21 protein-coding genes are annotated in these 21502 nt (G+C 67.6%); 8 read left to right on the plus strand and 13 right to left on the minus strand.

Going from position 1 to position 21502, the window contains the following annotated elements; translation table 11 throughout:
• Positions 1-101 precede the first annotated feature (101 nt).
• On the plus strand, positions 102-1640 hold the full coding sequence (locus tag NP4_RS13745) for a PspC domain-containing protein (RefSeq protein ID WP_067997473.1): 1539 nt from the start codon (positions 102-104) through the stop codon (positions 1638-1640).
• A complete protein-coding gene (locus NP4_RS13750) occupies positions 1633-1839 on the plus strand; it encodes a hypothetical protein (protein ID WP_067997377.1) in 207 nt (68 codons plus the stop codon). The genes NP4_RS13745 and NP4_RS13750 overlap by 8 nt, the downstream gene beginning before the upstream one ends.
• A 51-nt stretch (positions 1840-1890) precedes the next feature.
• Here the strand turns inward: NP4_RS13750 and NP4_RS13755 are convergent, their stop codons facing one another.
• Together NP4_RS13755 and guaA are read right to left on the minus strand one after the other, a co-directional pair.
• Positions 1891-2337, minus strand: a complete 447-nt coding sequence (locus NP4_RS13755; protein WP_067997379.1) for a guanyl-specific ribonuclease — start codon at positions 2335-2337, stop codon at positions 1891-1893.
• Between the two features lie 137 nt (positions 2338-2474).
• Positions 2475-4073 (minus strand): glutamine-hydrolyzing GMP synthase, encoded by a 1599-nt coding sequence (gene guaA / locus NP4_RS13760; protein ID WP_373863832.1) that lies wholly within the window; start codon positions 4071-4073, stop codon positions 2475-2477.
• 310 nt (positions 4074-4383) lie between these two features.
• Here guaA and NP4_RS13765 point away from each other — a divergent pair, with 310 nt between their 5' ends.
• A complete protein-coding gene (locus tag NP4_RS13765) occupies positions 4384-5181 on the plus strand; it encodes an alpha/beta fold hydrolase (RefSeq protein ID WP_067997477.1) in 798 nt (265 codons plus the stop codon).
• Between the two features lie 2 nt (positions 5182-5183).
• On the opposite strand, the gene NP4_RS13770 is transcribed toward NP4_RS13765, so the two are convergent.
• Both NP4_RS13770 and guaB read right to left on the minus strand, forming a co-directional pair.
• Complete coding sequence (locus NP4_RS13770; RefSeq protein ID WP_067997381.1) at positions 5184-6317, minus strand: GuaB3 family IMP dehydrogenase-related protein; 1134 nt, start codon at positions 6315-6317, stop codon at positions 5184-5186.
• A gap of 220 nt (positions 6318-6537) precedes the next feature.
• Positions 6538-8079, minus strand: coding sequence for an IMP dehydrogenase (gene guaB, locus NP4_RS13775; protein WP_082875838.1), 1542 nt, complete (start codon positions 8077-8079; stop codon positions 6538-6540).
• Positions 8080-8416: 337 nt separating this feature from the next.
• On the opposite strand from guaB, the gene NP4_RS13780 reads away from it, so the two are divergent.
• The gene (locus NP4_RS13780) at positions 8417-8830 is read left to right on the plus strand and encodes a DUF5319 domain-containing protein (protein WP_062512720.1); all 414 of its coding nucleotides are present in this window, start codon (positions 8417-8419) and stop codon (positions 8828-8830) included.
• 93 nt (positions 8831-8923) lie between these two features.
• Here the strand turns inward: NP4_RS13780 and NP4_RS13785 are convergent, their stop codons facing one another.
• From NP4_RS13785 to NP4_RS13795, 3 genes are all read right to left on the minus strand, one after another.
• Positions 8924-9985: an anti-sigma-D factor RsdA gene (locus NP4_RS13785; protein ID WP_082875839.1), complete on the minus strand. Its 1062-nt coding sequence runs from the start codon at positions 9983-9985 to the stop codon at positions 8924-8926.
• Positions 9978-10556, minus strand: a complete 579-nt coding sequence (locus NP4_RS13790; RefSeq protein ID WP_062512718.1) for a sigma-70 family RNA polymerase sigma factor — start codon at positions 10554-10556, stop codon at positions 9978-9980. Before NP4_RS13790 ends, NP4_RS13785 begins: the two co-directional genes overlap by 8 nt.
• 121 nt (positions 10557-10677) lie before the next feature.
• On the minus strand, positions 10678-11559 hold the full coding sequence (locus tag NP4_RS13795) for a hypothetical protein (RefSeq protein WP_373863834.1): 882 nt from the start codon (positions 11557-11559) through the stop codon (positions 10678-10680).
• A gap of 666 nt (positions 11560-12225) precedes the next feature.
• On the opposite strand from NP4_RS13795, the gene NP4_RS13800 reads away from it, so the two are divergent.
• From NP4_RS13800 to NP4_RS13810, 3 genes are all read left to right on the plus strand, one after another.
• Complete coding sequence (locus NP4_RS13800; RefSeq protein WP_062512717.1) at positions 12226-12519, plus strand: WhiB family transcriptional regulator; 294 nt, start codon at positions 12226-12228, stop codon at positions 12517-12519.
• A 422-nt stretch (positions 12520-12941) separates the two neighbouring features.
• Positions 12942-13517, plus strand: coding sequence for a sigma-70 family RNA polymerase sigma factor (locus NP4_RS13805; RefSeq protein WP_062512724.1), 576 nt, complete (start codon positions 12942-12944; stop codon positions 13515-13517).
• A 1-nt stretch (position 13518) separates the two neighbouring features.
• Positions 13519-13815 carry an RskA family anti-sigma factor gene (locus NP4_RS13810; RefSeq protein ID WP_245998267.1) on the plus strand — a complete coding sequence of 99 codons (297 nt, stop codon included), beginning with the start codon at positions 13519-13521 and terminating at the stop codon, positions 13813-13815.
• Positions 13816-14351: 536 nt separating this feature from the next.
• On the opposite strand, the gene groL is transcribed toward NP4_RS13810, so the two are convergent.
• Positions 14352-15962, minus strand: a complete 1611-nt coding sequence (groL, locus tag NP4_RS13815; RefSeq protein ID WP_067997386.1) for a chaperonin GroEL — start codon at positions 15960-15962, stop codon at positions 14352-14354.
• 100 nt (positions 15963-16062) lie between these two features.
• Positions 16063-16365 carry a co-chaperone GroES gene (groES, locus tag NP4_RS13820; protein ID WP_062512715.1) on the minus strand — a complete coding sequence of 101 codons (303 nt, stop codon included), beginning with the start codon at positions 16363-16365 and terminating at the stop codon, positions 16063-16065.
• A gap of 597 nt (positions 16366-16962) precedes the next feature.
• Here groES and NP4_RS13825 point away from each other — a divergent pair.
• A complete protein-coding gene (locus tag NP4_RS13825; protein WP_067997391.1) occupies positions 16963-18399 on the plus strand; it encodes a DUF7159 family protein in 1437 nt (478 codons plus the stop codon).
• 13 nt (positions 18400-18412) lie between these two features.
• Here NP4_RS13825 and NP4_RS13830 read toward each other — a convergent pair whose 3' ends face one another.
• From NP4_RS13830 to tsaB, 4 genes are all read right to left on the minus strand, one after another.
• On the minus strand, positions 18413-19096 hold the full coding sequence (locus tag NP4_RS13830; protein ID WP_082875840.1) for a hypothetical protein: 684 nt from the start codon (positions 19094-19096) through the stop codon (positions 18413-18415).
• A 102-nt stretch (positions 19097-19198) separates the two neighbouring features.
• Complete coding sequence (gene tsaD / locus NP4_RS13835; RefSeq protein WP_067997393.1) at positions 19199-20233, minus strand: tRNA (adenosine(37)-N6)-threonylcarbamoyltransferase complex transferase subunit TsaD; 1035 nt, start codon at positions 20231-20233, stop codon at positions 19199-19201.
• Positions 20230-20766, minus strand: coding sequence for a ribosomal protein S18-alanine N-acetyltransferase (gene rimI, locus NP4_RS13840; protein WP_067997396.1), 537 nt, complete (start codon positions 20764-20766; stop codon positions 20230-20232). Before rimI ends, tsaD begins: the two co-directional genes overlap by 4 nt.
• Complete coding sequence (gene tsaB, locus NP4_RS13845; RefSeq protein WP_067997398.1) at positions 20763-21425, minus strand: tRNA (adenosine(37)-N6)-threonylcarbamoyltransferase complex dimerization subunit type 1 TsaB; 663 nt, start codon at positions 21423-21425, stop codon at positions 20763-20765. The genes rimI and tsaB overlap by 4 nt, the downstream gene beginning before the upstream one ends.
• Positions 21426-21502: the final 77 nt, after the last annotated feature.

Here is a 21502-nt window from a genome sequence, read left to right on the forward strand (position 1 = left end):
ACCGATTGCGGGTCCGGTGCGTCGGCCGAGAGATGAATCAGGTTCCCATTCAGGGTGAACCCCGATGCAACCGGAGCCGCTGACCAGCCACCATGGAGAACATGACGAGAGCGAGCGGGTCGGCCGGGGGGACCGGTCGGACCGGATTCAATGAACAGCTGCAGCATCTGTGGCGGACTCGGCCCGTGCGGCATCCGCGGCAGGGGCCCTTCGCCGGCGTCGCGGCCGGATTCGGACAGCGGTACGGGGTCGATCCCGTCCTGATTCGAGTGGCGTTCGTGGTGTCGACGCTGTTCGGCGGGGCCGGCATCGTGCTGTATCTGGCGGCCTGGCTGATGCTGCCCGCGACCGACGATCAGGTGTCACCGGCCGAGAGCCTGCTCAACAAGGGCCATTCCACGCAGTCGCCCACCAAGACGATCGTATTGATCGTGGCATTGGCGATCGCGGTCAGCACGATGGGTCCGGTCGGGGCGGGACTCGGCGGAACCGGGGTGATCAGCTTCGCGCTGATGCTGGCCGGATGGTGGCTGCTGTACATGCGGCAGCCGGAGCCTCCGATGGGCTATGCCGGACTGTCCGATGGTGAATTCGGTGGTGACATCGCCGCGACCGGATATCCGGGCACGACCTTCCCCGGCGGCTCGCCGTGGTCGACGAGTCAGTACGGTCCGTACACCAGACTGCCCGACCACTACGAACCGGATTCACCGAAGGACGCTGCGACGCAGACGGTTTCGCAGTCAGCCCCGACCGAGGTGATTCCACGCGACGGCGCTACGGATACCGATACCGCCGTCCTGCGTCGGGATGATGTCCACAAAGAATCCGGGTCGAACCTGGATGCGCCTGTCACCGAATCGAATTCGGCAACCGAATCGACGGTGGTGCTGGGAAAAGCATCGACGCCCGCTGACACTCCCGCAGCGGCGCAGCGGATCACCTCCACCGTCGACCCGAATCGCGTCGGACCCACCCCGCCCGGCTGGGACCCGCTCGGCGTCGCGCCGATGGCCTGGGATCTGCCCGAACCAGGTCCGGGCAGACCGGTGGTCGTACCGCCGCCGCCCCGGCGTCCGCGCTCGCGACTGACCCCGATCGTGATCGGCCTGGCCGTCCTCGCCGCCGCGGCGGCCGGTGCGGTGGCCGCCTCGGGAGTGGAGTGGATGACTCCGGCCCGCATCGGCGCGGTGGCGCTGGCGGTGATCGGCTTCGGCCTGATCTTCGGTGCGTTCCTGCGCCGCGGCTGGGGGCTGATGGTGGTGCTCGCGCCGCTGGCGGGATTCGTGATCCTGGCCTCGCTGGTCGGCCCGGTCCAATTCGATCGGGGCGCGATGGGCGACCACGAATGGAAGCCGACCACGGTGTCCGATCTGCTGCCCGCCTACAGCGTGGGCATGGGGTCGGGGACGCTGGATCTGCGCTCGCTGAAGCTGACCGAGGACCGGACGGTGAACGTACCGGTGAAGATGGGCGATGCCCGAGTCCTGGTACCCGCGGATATGCGGCTGCACAGCATCTGCACCGCCAAGATGGGCAATGTCGACTGTCCCCCGGCCTTCACCGGGCCGTCGACCGGACCCACCCTGACCCTCAATGTCGTCGTCCACGCCGGAAATGCGGAGGTGATCCATGAGTGACCGGTCCGAAACCCGTCGGGGACCGTCGTTTTCGCTGCTGCTGGCGGGAGTGCTGGGCCTGCTGGTGAGCGTATGGGCATTCATCGGCCCGTCCGCGTGGCCTGCGCACAGCGCGGTGCCGATCGGCTGGATCGTGGTCGGTGCGGCCATCCTCGTCGGCGTGGTGATGGTGATCTCGCCGCGACGGAAAAGGAAGTAGCCGGAACAGAGGAAGGGCTCGGATCCGATCGGATCCGAGCCCTTCGTCGTATCAGCGCATCCGGCAGAAGCTGCCGTAGTGATCTCCGGTGTACCAGGCCGAATGATCGTCACCGGTCACGATTCGCTCGGCATCGCGGTTATGGCCCGGCTGCTTGCGATTGACGTCCCACTCCAGGTAGTGAATGGTGTTGCCGCCGGGGCCCGTTCGCGGCAGCCTGCCCTCACGGTTCTGCCAGGTGGTGCCGCCCTTGGTGCCGGAACCGTCGTGCGGCGGCCACTGCCCCGCATCGATCAGTTCCAGCGTGTGCCGAGCATTGTCGGGAACCGAACAGGCCCGCAATTGCACCTGGTCGGTGGCCGTCACCGCCCGCGCGACGGATGTGCTCGCGGTCCCGCCCAGCAGCACGGTCAGCGCGGTGAGCGCGGCCAGACCCAACGCGGCCACCAGCGCGAAGGGCTTGGCCAGCAGGCTTTTCGGCGTCTTCGGATCCCTCATCGTCAACTACCTCGCAACAGTCGTCGGTGAATCTTCCGGGCGCACACTCTGGCACGGTCGTCTGAATCACCGAGACCCACGAAACTACGCGGCCCTTGCGGGTGAGTGAAATCCGTTGCGGGGTAGGGCCACCGCCCTCACTCCCACTCGATGGTCCCCGGCGGCTTGCTCGTCACGTCCAGGACGACCCGGTTGATCTCCGCCACCTCGTTGGTGATCCGGGTCGAGATGCGTTCGAGCACCTCATAGGGCAGCCGGGTCCAGTCCGCGGTCATGGCGTCCTCGCTGGAAACCGGGCGCAGCACGATCGGATGACCGTAGGTGCGGCCGTCGCCCTGCACACCGACGCTGCGCACATCGGCCAGCAGGACGACCGGGCACTGCCAGATCTGCTTGTCCAGCCCGGCCGCGGTGAGCTCCTCGCGCGCGATGGCATCGGCCTGACGCAACGTGTCGAGTCGATCGTGGGTCACCTCGCCGACGATGCGGATGGCCAGACCCGGCCCCGGGAACGGCTGGCGCCCAACGATTTCCTCGGGCAGGCCCAATTCGCGACCGACCGCGCGCACCTCATCCTTGAACAGCAGCCGCAGCGGCTCGACCAGCTCGAACTCGAGATCCTCGGGCAGACCGCCGACATTGTGATGGCTCTTGATGTTCGCGGTGCCGGTGCCGCCGCCGGATTCGACCACATCGGGGTAGAGGGTGCCCTGCACCAGATATTCGACCACGGGAGCGGAGCCTGCGGAGCGACCGGAGGACACAGCCTGTCCGCTTTCTTTCACCACCTCGGAGACCGCGTCCTCGAACGAGCGGATGAATTCGCGCCCGATGATCTTGCGCTTCTCCTCGGGATCGGTGACGCCCTTCAGCTCGCCGAGGAATTTGTCCACCGCGTCGACGGTGACCAGTTTGGCGCCGGTCGCGGCGACGAAATCGCGCTGCACCTGCTCGCGCTCCCCCGCGCGCAGCAGACCGTGATCGACGAAGACACAGGTCAGCTTGTCCCCGATGGCCCGCTGCACCAGCGCCGCGGCGACCGCGGAGTCCACACCGCCGGACAGACCGCAGATGGCGTGTCCGTCACCGACCTGCTCGCGGACCTGCTCGACCAGCGCATCGGCGATATTGGCGGGGGTCCAGGCGGCCTTGATCCCGGCCATCTCGTGCAGGAACCGGCTCAGCACCTGCTGACCGTGCGGGGAGTGCAGAACCTCGGGGTGGTACTGCACACCGGCGAGTTTGCGCGCCCGATCCTCGAACGCCGCGACCGGGGCGCCCGCGGTGGTGCCGGTGACCTCGAAACCGGCCGGGGCGTCGGTGACCGCGTCACCGTGGCTCATCCAGACCGGCTGCACGGTCGGCAGTCCGCCGTGCAGGACGCCGCCGTCGATACTCAGTTCGGTGCGGCCGTATTCGCGGGTGCCGGTGTGGGCGACCGTGCCGCCGAGTGCCTGGGCCATGGCCTGGAAGCCGTAGCAGATACCGAAGACCGGGACGTTCAGATCGAACAGCCGCGCATCCAGCTGTGGCGCTCCCTCGGCGTACACACTGGCCGGACCGCCGGACAGGATGACCGCGAGCGGTTGCCGCTCGGCGATCTCCTCGACGGTCGCGGTGTGCGGAACAACCTCGGAGTACACACTGGATTCGCGCACCCGCCGCGCGATCAATTGCGCGTACTGCGCCCCGAAGTCGACGACGAGAACTGGTCGCTGGGTTTCTGCCACGCGCACAGTCTAAGGAGCTGGTCCGCCTCCCCGCGTTTCAGGCCATACTAGTCACGCGCTACTCAACTTGGTCACAGGTCCTGCGCCGACAGCCGGGCGTACCCGACGAGTTACCGATGTACTCACGAAATCAGTCGCCGACTGCGTATCCCCCCGTACGGCCATGGTCACCCCCATCGGCGAAATTCCGTGCGCCGCAACGGCCCTGCTCGGCGAATCGGCAGCAGCCTCCCGCGGGATAACGATCTTCCAGGCCGATCGATCCGCGCGCGCAACCCGGCCGTATGCGGGGGCCGAGCCAGCTATCCTCGTGCTCGTGCCATTCGCCCGTGCGATCGATGCCGAGATCCATTACGAGGACAGTGGCGGCGACGGCCCGATAGTGCTGCTCGGGCACGAATTCTTCATGGACCGAACCATGTTCGCGTCCCAGACCGCCGCCCTGTCCCCGGAATTCCGCATCGTCGCCTGGGATGCCCGCGGCCACGGGCGCACTCGCGACGAGGGTCTGCCGTTCACCTACTGGACCGCGGCCCGTGACGCCCTGACCGTACTCGATCAGCTCGGTGTCGAACGCGCCGTGGTCGGCGGCATCTCTCAGGGTGGATTCAGTGCCATGCGCACCGCGCTGCTCGCGCCCGAGCGGGTTTCGGCGCTGATCCTCATCGCCACCGAGGCCCACGCCCCGACCCCACAGGAACTGGCGAATTCGCGCCGCTTCCTGGATATGTGGCACAAGCCCGCGATTCGCCACGCGCTGGCGGAACATCTGGCGCAGTGGTTGATCGGCGACGACGCCTGGTACCGCGCGATGTGGACCAAGCGCTGGCTGGCCCGCGATCCGATGGCCCTCGAGGTCGCGGCCGGCTGCCTGCTCGGGCGTGATTCGGTCCTCGACCGGCTGCCCGAGATCACCTGTCCCGCACTGGTGATCCACCCCACCGGCGCGGGTATCGCCCGCACCCATGCCCTGGAAACCGCTCGCGGCCTGCCGAATTCGCGCTACGTCGAAATCGAGGGCGCACACCAGGCGGTAAACCTGACCCATCCGGATCCGGTCAACGCCGCGATCCGAGAGTTCCTCCGCGACTTGGTGATGACCCAGACCGGTTAGTACTACGCGCGAACGCTCAGGCCGACCTTCTGGAACTCCTTGAGCTCGCAGTATCCCGCCTTGGCCATCGAACGGCGCAGGCCGCCAACGAGATTCACCGAACCCCACGGATCGCTGGACGGGCCGTAGAGCACCTGGTGCAGCGTCGGGCGCTCGTCGGCCTCCGCGAACTGCAGGACCGCGCCGCGCGGCACCGACGGATGCGCGGCCGCCGAGGGCCAGTACCAGCCGCGGCCGGGGGCCTCCTGAGCCATCGCCAAGGGCACGCCCACCATGGCAGCGTCCGCGCCGCAGGCAATGGCCTTGGCCAGCTGGCCGGAGGAGACGATATCGCCGTCGGCGATGACGTGCACGTAGCGGCCGCCGGTCTCGTCGAGATAGTCGCGGCGCGCGGCGGCGGCATCGGCGATCGCCGTGGCCATCGGCACGCCGATGCCGAGCACCTCGCCGGTGGTGGTCGCGCCCGGGGTCGAGCCGTAGCCGACGATCACACCGGCCGCGCCCGTGCGCATCAGGTGCAGGGCCGTGCGGTGATCGCTGACGCCACCGGCCACAACGGGCACGTCCAGCTCGGCGATGAAGGTCTTCAGATTCAGCGGCTCGCCGTCGCCGACGTGCTCCGCCGAGATGATGGTGCCGTGCACGACCAGCAGATCAACCCCGGCCTGCACCAGGGCGGGCGTAAGCGCGCGAGCGTTCTGCGGGCTCACCCGGACCGCGACCGTGACACCGGCGGCGCGCACCTGCGCGACGGCGGCCGCCAGCAGATCCGGCTGCATCGGCGCGGAATGCAACTCCTGTAGCACCTGGACCGCGGCCTCGGCGCTCTCCTTCTCGGCGACCTCGATCAGGCGATCGATGCGCGCGGACACATCGGCGTGCCGGGCCCACAGGCCCTCGCCGTTGATGACGCCCAGTCCGCCCTGCCGGCCGAGTTCGATGGCCAGTTCCGGCGATACCAGCGCATCGGTCGGATGGGTCACCAGCGGGATGTCGAAGCGATAGGCGTCCAGCTGCCAGGCCAGCGAGACCTGCTTGGACGAGCGTGTCCGCCGAGAGGGAACGATGTCGACATCGTCCAATTCGTAGGTACGCCGGGCGGTCCGGCCCATGCCGATCTCGACCATATCGCGCACTGGTAATTCTCCTTCTATTCGATGGCCGCGCTGATGCGACCGTTCGCGGCAGCGAGCCCTTCATCTGGCGGGCATCCGCGCCGCCGCGCCCCTGGTCGGCCCGAGCCGACGCTAGAGGCGCGTCCGCACACGAGCCAGCCCCGTCTTACAGGGTTCGCGGCGCCACCGGGGCACCGCGGACGCCCGCGGACGGGGCTGGTCATGCACGCACCGTCGAGACCTAACCGCGCGTAGTGTAGTTCGGCGCTTCGACGGTCATCGTGATGTCGTGCGGGTGGCTTTCCTTCAGTCCCGCCGCCGTGATCTGCACGAACTGCGCCCGCTGCAGATCTGTGATGTTCTGCGAGCCGGTGTAGCCCATGGCCGCGCGCAGGCCGCCGACCAGCTGATGGATCACCTGGTTGACCGGGCCGCGGAACGGCACCCGGCCCTCGATGCCCTCGGGCACCAGCTTGTCCTCGGCGAGGACATCGTCCTGGAAGTAGCGGTCCTTGGAGTAGGACTTGGCCTGGCCGCGACCCTGCATGGCGCCCAGCGAGCCCATGCCGCGGTAGCTCTTGAACTGCTTGCCGTTCACCAGGATCAGATCGCCGGGCGATTCGGCGGTGCCCGCCAGCAGCGAGCCCAGCATGACCGTGGACGCGCCCGCCGCGATGGCCTTGGCCAGATCGCCGGAGTACTGCACACCACCGTCGGCGATGACCGGCACACCGGCCGGATTACATACGGCGACGGCCTCGAGGATCGCGGTGATCTGCGGCGCGCCGACACCGGCGACCACGCGGGTGGTGCAGATCGAGCCCGGGCCCACACCGACCTTCACCGCGTCCACACCGGCCTCGACCAGTGCGGCCGCGCCCGCGCGGGTGGCCACATTGCCGCCGACGACCTGAATGGTGTCGCCCACTTCGGCTTTCAGCTTGGAAACCATCTGCAGCACCTGGACCTGATGGCCGTGCGCGGTGTCGACGATGAGCACATCGGCCCCGGCGTCGCGCAGCGACATCGCCCGCGACCAGGAGTCCTCGCCCACGCCGACCGCTGCGCCGACCAGCAGGCGGCCGTCGCGGTCCTTGGTGGCATTCGGATACTGATCGGTCTTGACGAAGTCCTTGACCGTAATGAGTCCCCGCAGCCGCCCGTTGCCGTCGACGATCGGCAGCTTCTCCACCTTGTGGCGGCGCAGCAGACCCAGCGCTGCCTCGGCGGTGACGCCCTCCTGCGCGGTGATCAGGGGGGCCTTGGTCATGACGTCGGCCACGCGGCGGTTGGTGTCCACCTCGAAGCGCATATCGCGGTTGGTGATGATGCCGACCAGTTCGCCCGTCTCGTCCACCACCGGCAGACCGGAGATGCGGTAGCGAGCGCACATGGCGTCGACCTCGGCGAGGGTGTCGTTCGGGCGGCAGGTCACCGGGTTGGTCACCATGCCCGCCTCGGACCGCTTCACCGTCTCCACCGCCGAGGCCTGTTCGGCCGCGGACAGATTGCGGTGCAGCACACCCATACCACCGGCACGGGCCATCGCGATCGCCATGCGCGCCTCGGTGACCGTATCCATCGCGGAGCTCACCAGCGGGGTGCGCAACCGGATGTCACGGGTCAGTCGGCTCGAGGTGTCGACCGTGCTGGGGATGAGATCCGAAGCGGCCGGCAACAACAACACATCGTCGAACGTGAGGCCGAGCATGGCGATCTTGTTCGGATCGTCACCACCCGTAAGAGGGCGGACGGCCTGTTCGCCCATCACGGGACTACTCATCGGATCGACCCCTCCTGGACCTCGAAAGCAACGATCCGAGGATCACGCCCGGATCGCGAATATCTGACGGATTGGTGGAGCCGAAGATCAATACCCGGCGCCTTGTGACACACATGGTATCGGCCCGAGGTAATCCGCAGTGCGCCACCTCCGGTCCGACGAGTTCGCCAGCCGCCTCGCTGTAGCCGAACTCACACGGCGACGCGCCCGGTTGCCAGATGTTGTCGACACGCCGAATGCCCGATGTGCCCCAGTACCCGGCCGAATTGCTGCGACAGGCGCGCCAAAATGCCAACAGCGCTGGCGCACAGGGGGTGGTTCTGCGTACCGTGGGATTGTGCGTGACCATCTACCACCTGGCCTGCCGCCGGATCCGTTCGCCGGAGATCCCTCCGACCCGTCGGCCGCGCTCGATGCCATCGAGCCGGGGGAGCCGCTGGATCCTCACGAGCGGCTAGCGGTCGAAGAGGATCTCGCCGATCTCGCGGTCTACGAGGCGCTGCTGGCGCACCGCGGCATTCGCGGACTCGTGGTCAGCTGCGAGGATTGTCGGCAGGATCATTACCACGATTGGGACATGCTGCGCGCCAACCTTCTTCAGCTTCTGGTCGACGGCACGGTGCGTCCGCATGAACCCGCCTACGATCCGCAGCCCGAGGCCTACGTCACGTGGGACTACTGCCGCGGTTATGCCGATGCGTCGATGAACGAGGCGCTGCACGGCGACGGGTTCGACGGCTTCGACGCCTGATCGACCATACGACGAAACCGACCGCCTTTCGGCGATCGGTTTGGCGCGTAGAGCTTTTCGCCCGCCTCGGATCTCGGCGGGCGCGTTCCTGTTCTATTTGATTCCCGGAATGAGCCCGCCCGGCACGATGATCGAGGTTGGGACTACCACCGGCGCGGTCGGCTGACCGGCCGGTGCACTCGGCGCCGATCCACCGGTGCCCGGAGAGGCAATGGTGGTCGGCGCCGTGGGTTCATGCGACGGCGGCTCCTGTGTCACCGGCACGGTGGTCGGCGGTTCCGCCGTGGTCGGTCCACCCGTCGGTGGCTGCGAATGCGTCGGGGGCACACTCGGTTCGGTGCTGCCACCCGTCGGTTCGCCGGGTGTGGTCGCACTCCGTGGATCGTAGGTGGGTTTGTTGTCGGTATTGCCAGCCGTCTGATCCTTGGTCGGCGGCGTGATCGCGCCGGTCGGCTGGCTGTGCGGAGTGGTGGTCAACAGATTCTGCAAATCCGGCGGCAACTGCGCGAGCAGCTCGCCGAGCTTCTTCTCCAGATCGCTCTTGCGATTCTGGTCGTTGACCTGGGTCGCATTCGTCTTGGCGCTGTCGAGCGCCTCTTTCGCCTTCTCGGGGTTGCCCTGCGCGATGGCGGTCTGCGCCTCCTGCAGAGCATCGTCGGCACGCTGGACGATGGTGGTCTGCGCCTGCTGGCTGAACACCACCTCTTTGACCCGCCATAACGGATCACCCGGCTGTGCGTTGTACGAGAATGCCGTCATACCGCCGACGATCAGGGCCAACGCGGCCGCCGCGCCCATAATCGGACGCACCAGCCGCAAATGCCTGCCCCGGCCGGCGTTAACCCTCGCCTGCCGAGCCCCGATCTCCTGATTGACCGCCGCGACAATGGTGTCCAGTTCCGGTCCGGCCGGCATCGGGACCTCGACGATCTCGGCCCGCCAGTTCGCGAGCAGAGTCGCGAGCTGATACTCCTCGGCACTGTCCGTCGCTACGGGTCCGTCGCCGGCGATGGCGTCGATGAGCGAATCGTCGCGGCGGACCGCGGCAATATCGACCGGTCCGGTGTCACCGGATGCCTCGGCATAGGGATCGCTGTTCTGCGATCCAAGCCGCGCCTTCCAGTCGCCCCGACCGCGCTCGCCATCCCTAGCCATACATTTCACCTGCCCTCGCCACTTGTGACTTCAGTTTCGCGAGCGCCCGATGCTGGGCCACTCGTATAGCACCGGCCGTACTGCCCACGGCAAGTGCTGTTTCTTCTGCTGACAGACCCATGACCAAACGCAGGATCAGAATCTCTCGATGCTTCTCCGGAAGCGTTGCCAGCAAAGAGTTCATCTGCCGGCTGGTTTCGGATTCGAGAGCGCGCTGCTCCGGCCCTTGGTCGGTGGATATGACATCTGGTACTTCGGCCATAGCGTCCGCCTTGTTACGGGCGGCGTTGCGATGAGCGTCGGCGACCTTGTGCGAAGCGATTCCGTACACGAATGCCATGAACGGCCGCCCCTGGTCCTGATAACGAGGCAGGGCGGTCATCACAGCCAAACAGACCTCCTGCGCAACGTCGTCCGCGGAGAGCTGCCCACGCTCCGCGGATCCGATCCGCGCGCGGCAGTAGCGCACTACCAGCGGGCGGATGATCTCCAGTACCTGGGCTAGAGCCGAACGGTCGCCTTGCGCTGCGGCAGCGACGGCGGCATCCAACTCCTCGCCCGTGTGCGTCATCGTCAGAGATATTCCTGGCGTTACAAGTGGCACGGTCGGTGTTGACCGGTGCTTCCGCCCGGTCCGGCGGAACGGGTCCAACAATAGCGGCTTCAATCCACTCGTTCGGCAACACCTGGGATCAGGGGCCGCCCAGAACGCTGTTCCCCGAACGCAATAGCCCGCCGTACGTGGCAAGAGCCGCCGCGAGCTGGGCGGCTTCGGCCGTGGCCGCTACGGCGGCGGAGCCCTGCGCCACGCCGGAACGCAACATCGCGCACGCCCATCCCAGCGGCAGCAGATGGTGTTCGCGAGTCCGCTCGGCGACTTCCTCGGCCAGGGCGCGGGACCGATCGAGATCTCCGGCCCCCGCGGCGGCCGCGGCGAGCAGTAGACGGGACTTGACCCGATGCCGCACCGAGGGGGCGGCGTCGGCGAGCGCGACGGCCGTATCGGCCAGCGCCGCCGCCGGAGCGCCGACGAGATCGCGTCCGGGCGTCGCGAGCGCGGTCTCGGCCGCGACCCAGTGCCAGCGCACCCGCGAACGCCAGCGCTGTGGCGAATCGTCCAAAATTGGCTGGCAACGTTTCAGCAGCCGGTTCGCGAGGGTCGGCCGGTCGGTGCCGAGGGCGTCGGCCGCGAGTCCGGTCAACGCGTCGCAAACCGCCTCGGCGAGAGCGGGATCGGGGTGTCCACCGGCCCGGCGCAGCTGCGGCAGCACCAGGGCAAGGGCCCGGCCGTCCAGCGCGGATGCCTTTGCATGCCAACCCAGTTGGCGCAGCAGCGAGGCCTCGGTACTGGTGATCAGCGAGAGCAGCACCGGTTCGCGCACGCCGCCGCGCAGCCGTCGCAACTGCGTCCGCGCGGCCGCGTAGCGGCCCTGACCGCCCAGCACAACGGCCCGCAGCCAGGCCTCGACATCGTCCGCAACAGGCGGCAACTCGGCAGCAGGCAGACCGGGCCGGGACCCGAAGGCGGCATCGGCGAACATCGCGTTTCCCCGATCCGCCGACCCGCCCGGCAGCGCACACAACTCCTTCACCGCCCGCACTCTATCCATGGCGCCCGCGCGGTCACACGAACATCCGGCAACCGATCAGCCCCCGAAAGCCATCCGGGTGTTTCCATCACGTAAATCTGACGTGGGCTATCACTCAGCACGTATCTTAAGAATTCGTATGCTTTTCGGATAATTAACCTGGTCGCCTCGGTACGGCCATCTCCGACGCCTCCGGATTGCTCGGAAGTGTGGCTTGTTGCACATAGCACAACGTCACGACCCGCATGCGCGGTTGGCACTTCTATGTGGAAAAATCTATGCTGAGCTGCCGTTTTACACCCCTCCGACAGGCGTGCCGGGATACGACCGATGCAGGCCAACCGATCAGTATCACCAGTACCAGCCGGAAAGTAAATAGCATGTAGGTTAAATCTGAGACCCGTCGACATTTCGATCGCCGACGGAGAAACTATTGACTCTATTTCGTCGTGCGTCCTAACGTACGTCATCGCCGTCGTTGGCGCCGCTCGAAATTCGGGGGCCCACGAACTGCGATCGACGGACTTCCGACGATAACGGTCCGAGCCCGAACTCGGCGGATGCCATCTGCCGCGCCCGTGGTTCGGACAGACCGTTGCTAACAAAGCATCGCTCGACGACGCCGACGAGCTCGCACCACAAGGAGTTCACATGCCCATGCCCACCCATCTCCCCGGTCCGAACGCCGACGTCTGGGACTGGCAGATGCGCGGTTCCTGCCGCGGCGTGGACTCATCCGTGTTCTTCCATCCCGACGGCGAGCGCGGCCGCGCCCGCGCCCAGCGCGAGCTGCGAGCCAAGGAGATCTGCCGGACCTGCCCGGTGCTGATGCAATGCCGCAGCCATGCGCTCAAGGTCAGTGAGCCGTACGGCATCTGGGGCGGCATGTCGGAGACCGAGCGGGAAATGCACGCCCGCCGCAATCGGCGTCGCATCGCAGTCTGAACTGCGCAGTCGCGACCGTTCGGAAATTCGTCACCCCCCTCGGCCCATCCGAGAGCCCGGGCGCGCCGAATGCCTAGCAAACACCCGGCCACTGGAACTGCCGGCCGGGGAACACAGATGAGGCGCGCGGAGTCGGTCGGCCACCGCCGATCCGGCCCGCGATGCGATGGCCAGAAGCCTTCCCCACCTGTTGCCCCGCTTTCGGTTCCGGGCGTGTCACGGCGTGTCTTGTACGCGCGCCGCCGCATGTGTCCGGATATGTCCGAAAGATGCTGGGCACCAGCGCGTTTGCCGATACCCCAGCAGAAAGGAGGTCATAGCGGCACGCTACGGTAGTGGCCGATGACACAGAATGGAGCGTTGTGACAACGCGGCCGCCGGCTGCAGAGGGCGACTCGTTCCAGGGGCAAGTCGGGGAGAGCCTGGACTCTGCGGTTACGGCACGCGCAGCCGAAAGCATCGAACTCGCCGCACTGCTAGCCCGGTGCGGACGAGGCGACCAGCAAGCCTTCGCCGAGCTGTACGACCGTACGAGCGCTCGGGTATTCGGCTTGGTCCTTCGTGTCCTACATGATCCCGGCTATGCCGAGGAGACGACCCAGGAGGTCTATCTCCAGATCTGGCGTACCGCAGCCAATTTCGACCCCGCCAAGGGTTCGGCGGTTACCTGGCTGATGACGCTGGCGCACCGCCGAGCGGTCGACCGCGTCCGCGCCGAGCAGGCCCATGCGCTGCGCGAGGTGGCTTACGGAGCGACCGGTCTGGGTAACGAATTCGACGAGGTCACCGAAGAGGTAGGACGGAGACTCGAGCAGCAGGCTGTGCTGGAGGGCCTGGCCACGCTCACCGAGACCCAGCGGGAGGCAATCTCGCTGGCTTACTTCGGTGGCCGGACCTATGCCGAGGTTGCCGCATATTTGGGCGTAGGGTTACCGACTGTTAAGTCCCGTATTCGCGACGGATTGACACGACTCAAGAAGAGTTTGGGAGTGACGTGAGATGAATGAAAGCCAGATCGATCTCGCGCACACGGTCGCGCTCGGATCGATCGGCGACGAGGACCAGCGCGCGGTGCAGGAGTTACTCGACTGCGGAGATTCCGCACTGCGCGCCGACTTCACCAAGGAAGTGCAGCAGACCAGGGACGCGCTCGCCGAATTCGCCTCGGACGCCGCGACCCCACCGCCCGCAACACTCCGTGATCGACTGCTCGCCGCGATTGCCGAAGACCAGACCGACCGCGCCCCGCACCACTGCGCATGCAACCATCGCGGTAACTCCGCGACCAGCCACTGACATCCCGCCCGACCCGACAGACCCAACGGCGCCGAGAGAGACGGCGACGGGGCCTACGAGAGTCGCTGCGCGGCCCTGCCGCCCGGCCTGACGGCCGAACGACAGGGAAATGGGGGAATTGGGCGACGGGAGGAGGGGGAACGCGCCAACGGGGGCGACGGGGGAATCCGCCGACCGGGACGCCGAGGGAATCCACCAACCGGGACGCCGAAGGAATCCACCAACCGGGACGCCGAGGGAATCCACCAACCGAGACGCCGAGGGAATCCACCAACCGAGACGCCGAAGGAATCCACCAACCGAGACGCCGAAGGAATCCACCAACCGAGACACCGAAAACACCCACCGACCGAGACGCCGAAAACACCCACCGACCGAGACGACGGGGAATCCGCCGACGAACACGGGAATGACGACCGGTAGGGGCCTCGCCTCTGCCTAGGGCAGAGGGTGGGACGCTCGGGCGGGGCGGGCGTCGAAAGTACAACGGGCCGTTCACATCCGAGGATGTGAACGGCCCGTTCGTTCGGTACGGCTCAGTGCGAGTGGCCGTGGTGGGCGTCGCCAGCCGAGTCCTCGGCGGGCTTGTCGACCACGGCGCTCTCGGTGGTGAGCACCATGCGGGCGACCGAGACCGCGTTCAGCACGGCCGAGCGGGTGACCTTGACCGGGTCCACGACGCCGTCGGTGACCAGGTCGCCGTAGGTCAGGGTGGCGGCGTTGAAGCCGTCCTTGCCCTCGGAGACCTTGCTGACCACGACCGCGCCGTCGACGCCGGCATTGCTGGCGATCCAGTACAGCGGGGCCTCCAGCGCCTTGCGCACCACGTCGACACCGACCGCGACATCGCCGGTCAGCGACTGACGCAGCTCGGCCAGCTTGGCCGCGGCCTGCACCAGCGCGGTGCCGCCGCCGGGCACGATGCCCTCCTCGACCGCGGCCTTGGCCGCGCTGACCGCATCCTCGACGCGGTACTTACGCTCCTTGAGCGCGGTCTCGGTGGCCGCGCCGACGCGGATCACCGCGACGCCGCCCGACAGCTTCGCCAGCCGCTCCTCGAGCTTCTCGCGGTCCCAGTCGGAGTCGGTGTTCTCGATCTCGCCGCGCAGCTGCGCGATGCGGGCGTCGAGCTCCTGCTGGGTGCCGGCACCCTCGACGATCGTGGTGTTGTCCTTGTCGACGACCACGCGCCGGGCGCTGCCCAGCTGATCGAGGGTCGCCTCGCGCAGGGTGATGCCCAGATCGGGCTCGATCACCGTGCCGCCGGTGACGACGGCCAGGTCCTGCAGGAACGCCTTGCGACGGTCACCGAAGAACGGCGCCTTCACCGCGATCACCTTGAGGGTCTTGCGAATCGCGTTGACCACCAGGGTCGACAGCGCCTCGCCCTCGATGTCCTCGGCGATGATCAGCACCGGCTTACCGGATTCGGCGATCTTCTCCAGCAGCGGCAGGAAGTCCGGCAGCGAGGAGATCTTCTCCCGGTGCAGCAGGATGTACGCGTCGTCGAGCGCCGCCTCCTGCTTGTCCGGGTCGGTCATGAAATACGCCGACAGGTAACCCTTGTCGAACTGCACGCCCTCGGTGACGACCAGCTCGGTGTGCAGGGTGGAGGCCTCCTCCACCGTCACCACGCCGTCCTTGCCGACGACCGTCAGCGCCTTGCCGACCATCTCGCCGATCTCGGCGTCGCGCGAGGACACGGTGGCCACCTGCGCGATGGCCTGCTCGCCGGAGACCGGCTTCGCGGCCGCCAGCAGCGCCTGCGAGACCGCGTCGGCGGCCTTGCTCATGCCCTGGCCCAGCGCGATCGGGTTGGCGCCCGCGGCGATGTTCTTCAGGCCGCCCTTGATCAGCGCCTGCGCCAGCACGGTCGCGGTGGTGGTGCCGTCGCCGGCGACGTCGTTGGTTTTGGTGGCGACGCTCTTGACCAGCTGCGCGCCCAGGTTCTCGAACGGATCCTCGAGGTCGATGTCACGAGCGATGGTCACACCGTCGTTGGTGACCGTCGGCCCGCCGAAAGCCTTGGCCAGCACGACATGCCGGCCACGCGGGCCGAGGGTGACCTTCACGGCGTCGGCGAGCTTGTCGACGCCGCGCTCCATCGCCCGACGAGCCTTCTCGTCGAACTCGATCTGCTTTGCCATGTGTTGGGTCCTTGAATGTCAGAGGGAAACGACAACTGCCCCGATGCCTACGCGTGGGGCACCGGGGCAGCTCGTCACGACTCGATCGCGCTGCGCGCGGTCACTTGTCGACGACGGCCAGCAGGTCGCGAGCCGACAGGATCAGGTACTCCTCGCCGTTGTACTTGATCTCGGTGCCGCCGTACTTGCTGTAGATGACGGTGTCGCCTTCCTTCACATCCAGCGGAATGCGCTTCTCGCCGTCCTCATCCCAGCGACCCGGTCCCACGGCGATGACGGTGCCCTCCTGGGGCTTCTCCTTCGCCGTGTCGGGGATGACCAGGCCGGAGGCGGTCGTCGTCTCGGCCTCGTTGGCCTGGACGAGGATCTTGTCCTCGAGCGGCTTGATGTTCACGCTCGCCACGTTGAGCCCTCCACTTTCAGGGAATTCGGCGTCCGGGGCCGTTCCCCGGACGCACGGTTTCGGTCATGGTGTCGACCCTGTGCACAGCCCCGTCGTCGCGGGTGCCGGGACCCCTGCTCAGTGGTCGAGCTGGCATCTGAGCAACATCCAGTGCCACTAGCACTCTATACAGGAGAGTGCCAGCGCTCAAGGCGGGGCAGTGCTGAAGATTGCCTTCGAGTTACCGACCCGAGATGTGCGTACGACCAGTTGAGGCGCTGTCCACCGAAAGCAAATGGCACAAACGCGACACGCTGCCAGCACGTAGCAATCGATCCGAAAAAACTGTAACGTTCGGATAACGGATTGTGACACTATGGACGACGGCTCCGTGATGTTGCGTCCGACGCAGACGCCGTGCCCACGCCGATGCTTCCTCACGTCGTCCGCCGAGCATTTGACAACTGCTTCACCCCACGCACGCCTGAGAACGAGAGCAAGACCGCAAGTGATCTCCGGATCCCGCCGCTCGGGCCACCCGTCAACCACGCGGAGGTTCGTGCTGTCCGTTCGAGATGGTCGGCGACCCGGTGACCATCCGCTCGAAGGGAGGTGAACATGCGAACATCCCTCGGCATCTCCGCCGGGAACGAGGTGGTGTGCTCGGCGTTGGTCGGCACCGCGTCGAACGGCTCCCAGAGCTTCGACTACCGAGTCGTCACCGCGGACGTGGCGCATTCCGATCTCGGTGACCTGGTGGTGTCCTCGATCGAGCTGATGACCACCCAGATGCCCCGCGATTTCATGCATCCCGTACCCACCCACAGCGGAATCCCGATGTCGCGCACCGACGCCGGCGTCAGTGCGCCGGGCGCGATCGCGGTCGCCTATCGCGACCGGGAGCAGGCGGTGGCCATCCGCGCCGCCATCGGGCGCCAGCGCCGCGATGTGCAGCTCATTCCGGAAAGCACTGCCGCGCTTACCTACCTGCGCCATACGGGGCTGCTGGACCGCTACGACACGGTGGGCGTCATCGACCTCGGCGCGTCGGGTATGAGCGTCACCGTGGCCGATCTGGCCGACGATACGGTGCTGCGCTGCGAGCGCACCCAGTCCGTCAGCGGCGGCGCCGTCGACGAGCTGATCTACCACCACCTGCTGGACTGCCACTTCGCCCGGCGCGGCACCCGACCCAACCGCGGCATGCTCATCAACCGCAGCCGCGCGGCCAAGGAGCATCTGTCCATCGCGCCCGCGGTCACCATCGATCACGTTGCGGGCCAACCGCTCAAACTGACCCGCGCCGACTTCGAGGAACTGGTCGCGGATCTGCTGCGCGACGCCGCGGCGTTCGTCTCCGGCGTGTTCACCCGCGCGCCGAAGCGTCCGCAGGCGGTCGCCGTGATCGGCGGCGGTGCGAATATTCCGGCGGTGATCTCCGCCCTCGATCAGCTGCTCGAGGTCCGGGTGCACACCGTGCCCGAACCGGAGGCGGCGATCGCCAAGGGCGCGGCGCTGATCGCGGATTCGGCACAGCCGTCGCCCTTCCCGGCGATCGGACTGGGCAACGACACGACCGCGAGCACCTTCACCAAACTGATCGGCACGCTCGCCGGGGCCGTGGTGGTGGTCGGCCTGGTAGTGGGATACGGCGTCAAGGAATTGGTCCCCGCCGCCAACCACGACGTCAACCCCGTCGGCACCACCGATTCCGCCCAGCTGAGCACCTCCCCGGCCCCCACCTCGGCGCCGACCGGAACCCTTCCCGCCCCAACGGGTTCGAACCAGCCCGGCCGCCGCCCTGCCGACGCCACCACCCCACCGTCGACCCCCCAACCCGCGACGAACCCACCCGGCCGCACCCAAACCACAGTGGGCCCGCCCCTGCGCCCGGACCCCAATCTCCCCCAGATCCCCCTCCCGGACCTCCCCCACCTACTCGGCCCCCTTGTGGGCACCGCCACCCAGGGCCCCGAAACCCCTACTCGCCCACAAATAGTCCCGCGTGCAAGCTCGGGCTCCTCGGGCACGAACCCCATCCGCTCCGCCGACTGAGCCCTACCGACAGCTACCCGCCAACCCTGGCTCGCGGGCGACTGCGGTAGCAGCGGATGGCCTCGTCCAAGGCCGCCCGGTACGCGTCTGCGGCCTCATCGAGTTCGTCCAGGATCACGCGGCCCGGGTAGTAGCGGCGTGGGTATCGGTTGCGGTAGTAGCGATGCCAGTAGCTCGTGACGCGCTGGCCGATCACGTGCAGGAAGGCGGAATCGGTCGCGGCGAAGCGGCCGTAGACCTCGTGCTGGGCGGTTCGAACCGTGACCACGTCGGTGAGGCCCCGGCGGATGTCGATCACGATATCGACCACATATTCGCCGACGAGCTCGACTACATACGGAACAACCCACGGATCGGTGGCGGGCAGGATTCGCCGGAGATGGCGTTGGCGGACGTATCCGTCGTCGTGGCGGCTGTAGAGGCAGTGCAGGATCCTGGCCTGCGTCGCGGAAAGACCTCGGACCGCATCATCACTCGGTTCGGGCAGAGGCAGCCGGTGCGGAATCGTGAGGCGTTCACGATCGACCCGGACGATGTCGCAGTGGGTGTACGGCGGTCGGTAGGCCGGAGGCAGGGCCCGCGCGACCGTGCGGACATCCTCGGCGAGGCGTGCGGGAAAAGCCGCGAGCAGCGCGCTTTCGACGGACGCGGTCCGGTCATCGATATCGTCGGAAACCGGCCACGCGCCGGGGATCACCGGCGGGGGCGCACAGCGCCCTTTCCTCGGGAGAACATCATGAATCCACCATATCCGGCACGCCGATTCGCCTGCAACGCAAGCATTGTCGGACAGGCGGGGTCAGCGCACCTGACTGGTCGAGACGGACAGGCCCGGATCGGTGGCGACGGTGAGGGCCGACGGTTTGGCCCCGCCCGCGATCACATGGGCGCCGAGGGTGGCGATCATGACGCCGTTGTCGGTGCACAGGCGGGGTTTGGGCACGCGCAGGGTCAGACCGGCCTCGGCGCAACGCTGTTCGGCCATCGAGCGGATACGGGAATTCGCCGTCGCGCCGCCGCCGAGGACCAGCGTGTCGACGCCGACGTCCTGGGCCGCGCGGATCGCCTTCAGGGTGAGCACATCGGCGACCGCCTCCTGGAACGAGGCCGCGATATCCGGAATCGGCAACTCCCCGCCCTCGCGCCGCACGCCCTCCACATAGCGCGCGACGGCGGTCTTCAAACCGGAGAAGGAGAAGTCGTAGCGCGGATCGCGCGGCCCGGTCATACCGCGCGGAAAGGCGATGGCCCGCGGATCACCGTGCGCCGCAGCGGCATCCAGCGCCGGACCGCCGGGGAATCCGAGATCCAGCAGCCGCGCCACCTTGTCGAACGCCTCACCGGCCGCATCGTCGACGGTGCTGCCCAATTCCACGATCGGCTCAGCCAGATCGGTGACATGCAGCAGATGCGTATGCCCGCCGGACACCAGCAGCGCCACACACGGCGGCATCGGCCCGTGCTCGAGGGTGTCGACGGCGACATGACCGCCCAGATGATTCAGCGCGTACAGCGGGACATCCCACGCCGCCGCATAGGCTTTCGCGGCCGCCACGCCGACCAGCAGCGCACCGGCCAGGCCCGGCCCGATGGTGACGGCCACGGCATCGGGCTTGCGCACGTCCGCCGTCGCCAGCGCGCGCCGCATCGCGGGCACGATCGCCTCGAGATGCGCACGCGAGGCGATCTCCGGCACCACGCCGCCGAAGCGCGCGTGCTGGTCCACACTCGAGGCGACCTCGTCGGCGAGCAGTTCACAGGAGCCGTCGTCGTGGCGGCGCACGATGCCGACTCCGGTTTCGTCACACGAACTCTCGATGCCCAGCACGATCATGACAGCACCTCGGTGTCCTGCCCGACGCCCGCATCCGGACGCGGGAATCCGCTCATGGCCGGACGACGCATGGTGAACGCGTCCGCGCCACTGGGCTGGTAGTAGTTCTTGCGCAACCCGATGATGTGAAAACCGTGCTTCTGATAGAGCGCGATGGCCGCCGCGTTGTCGGTGCGCACCTCCAGAAACACCGGCCCGCCGCGCCGTCCCGCCTCGGCCAGCAGCGCGCGCAGCAGCAGCGTGCCGACGCCGGATCGATGGCACTGCGGATCGACGCCGATCGTATGCACCTCGGCCTCGGGATGTTCCATCGTGCCCAGCAGCGCGACGCCCGCGTAGCCGAGCATGCGGCCGGATTCGTCGTCGCGCGCGACCAGATAGCGGTTGTGCGCACCGGCCAGCTCGGAGGTGAAGGCCACCTCCGGCCACGGATCATCCTCGGGGAACAGCACTTTCTCGAGTTCCACGCAGCGCGCGATATCGGCCGGACCCATCGGTTCGATATGGATGCCGGGCCGGATCTGTCCGTTCATCGCACCGCCTGATAGGTGCGCTCGACCGCATCGGGACGGCGCAGATACAGCGGTTCGAGGGGCGCGGGGGCGACCCCGGCCAGCAGATCGGCGGCCGCGCAACCGACCAGTCCGGCCGGGGACGGCGTCTCCACCGGCAGCACGGGCAGATCGAAAAAGTCGACGTGCGAGGCGGATCCGGCGATCGCACCGGCGTCCCCGGAGTCCAGATCGGCGGGCTTGCACACCCCGGGACCGTCCACCCGGCCGCTGCGGCGATAGCGCGCCCAGTACACCTCGCGGCGACGGGCATCGGTGACCACGAGCAGTTCCGCGGCCTCGTCGGCGGGTTCGCGCCACGCGTCGGCGGCAATGGCGTCCAGGCTGCAGACCCCGTGCACGGGCAGACCCAATGCGTCACCGAATGCGGCCGCGGTGGCCATGCCGACGCGCAGCCCGGTGAACGGGCCGGGACCGATGCCGACGACGACCGCATCGAGCTCGGTCCGGGAGCGGCCGGCGGTCTCCAGGCAGGCGAGGATCTGCGGGGTGAGCACTTCGTTGTGTGCGCGCGCGTCCACTGTCACCCGGGTGGCGAGTGTATGGAGGGCGGCCTGCTCCAGTTCCACCAGTCCTGCTGTAACGGCAGGTGTCGCGGTGTCGACAGCAAGTACAAGCATGATTGTCTTTACGATACCGGTTGGTCACCTGCCCGACGGCACCCCCGTCACGGCGTCGCGACGGGACCGAATCGCCT

This window comes from Nocardia pseudobrasiliensis NBRC 108224 (genome assembly GCF_001613105.1).
Taxonomy (GTDB): domain Bacteria; phylum Actinomycetota; class Actinomycetes; order Mycobacteriales; family Mycobacteriaceae; genus Nocardia; species Nocardia pseudobrasiliensis.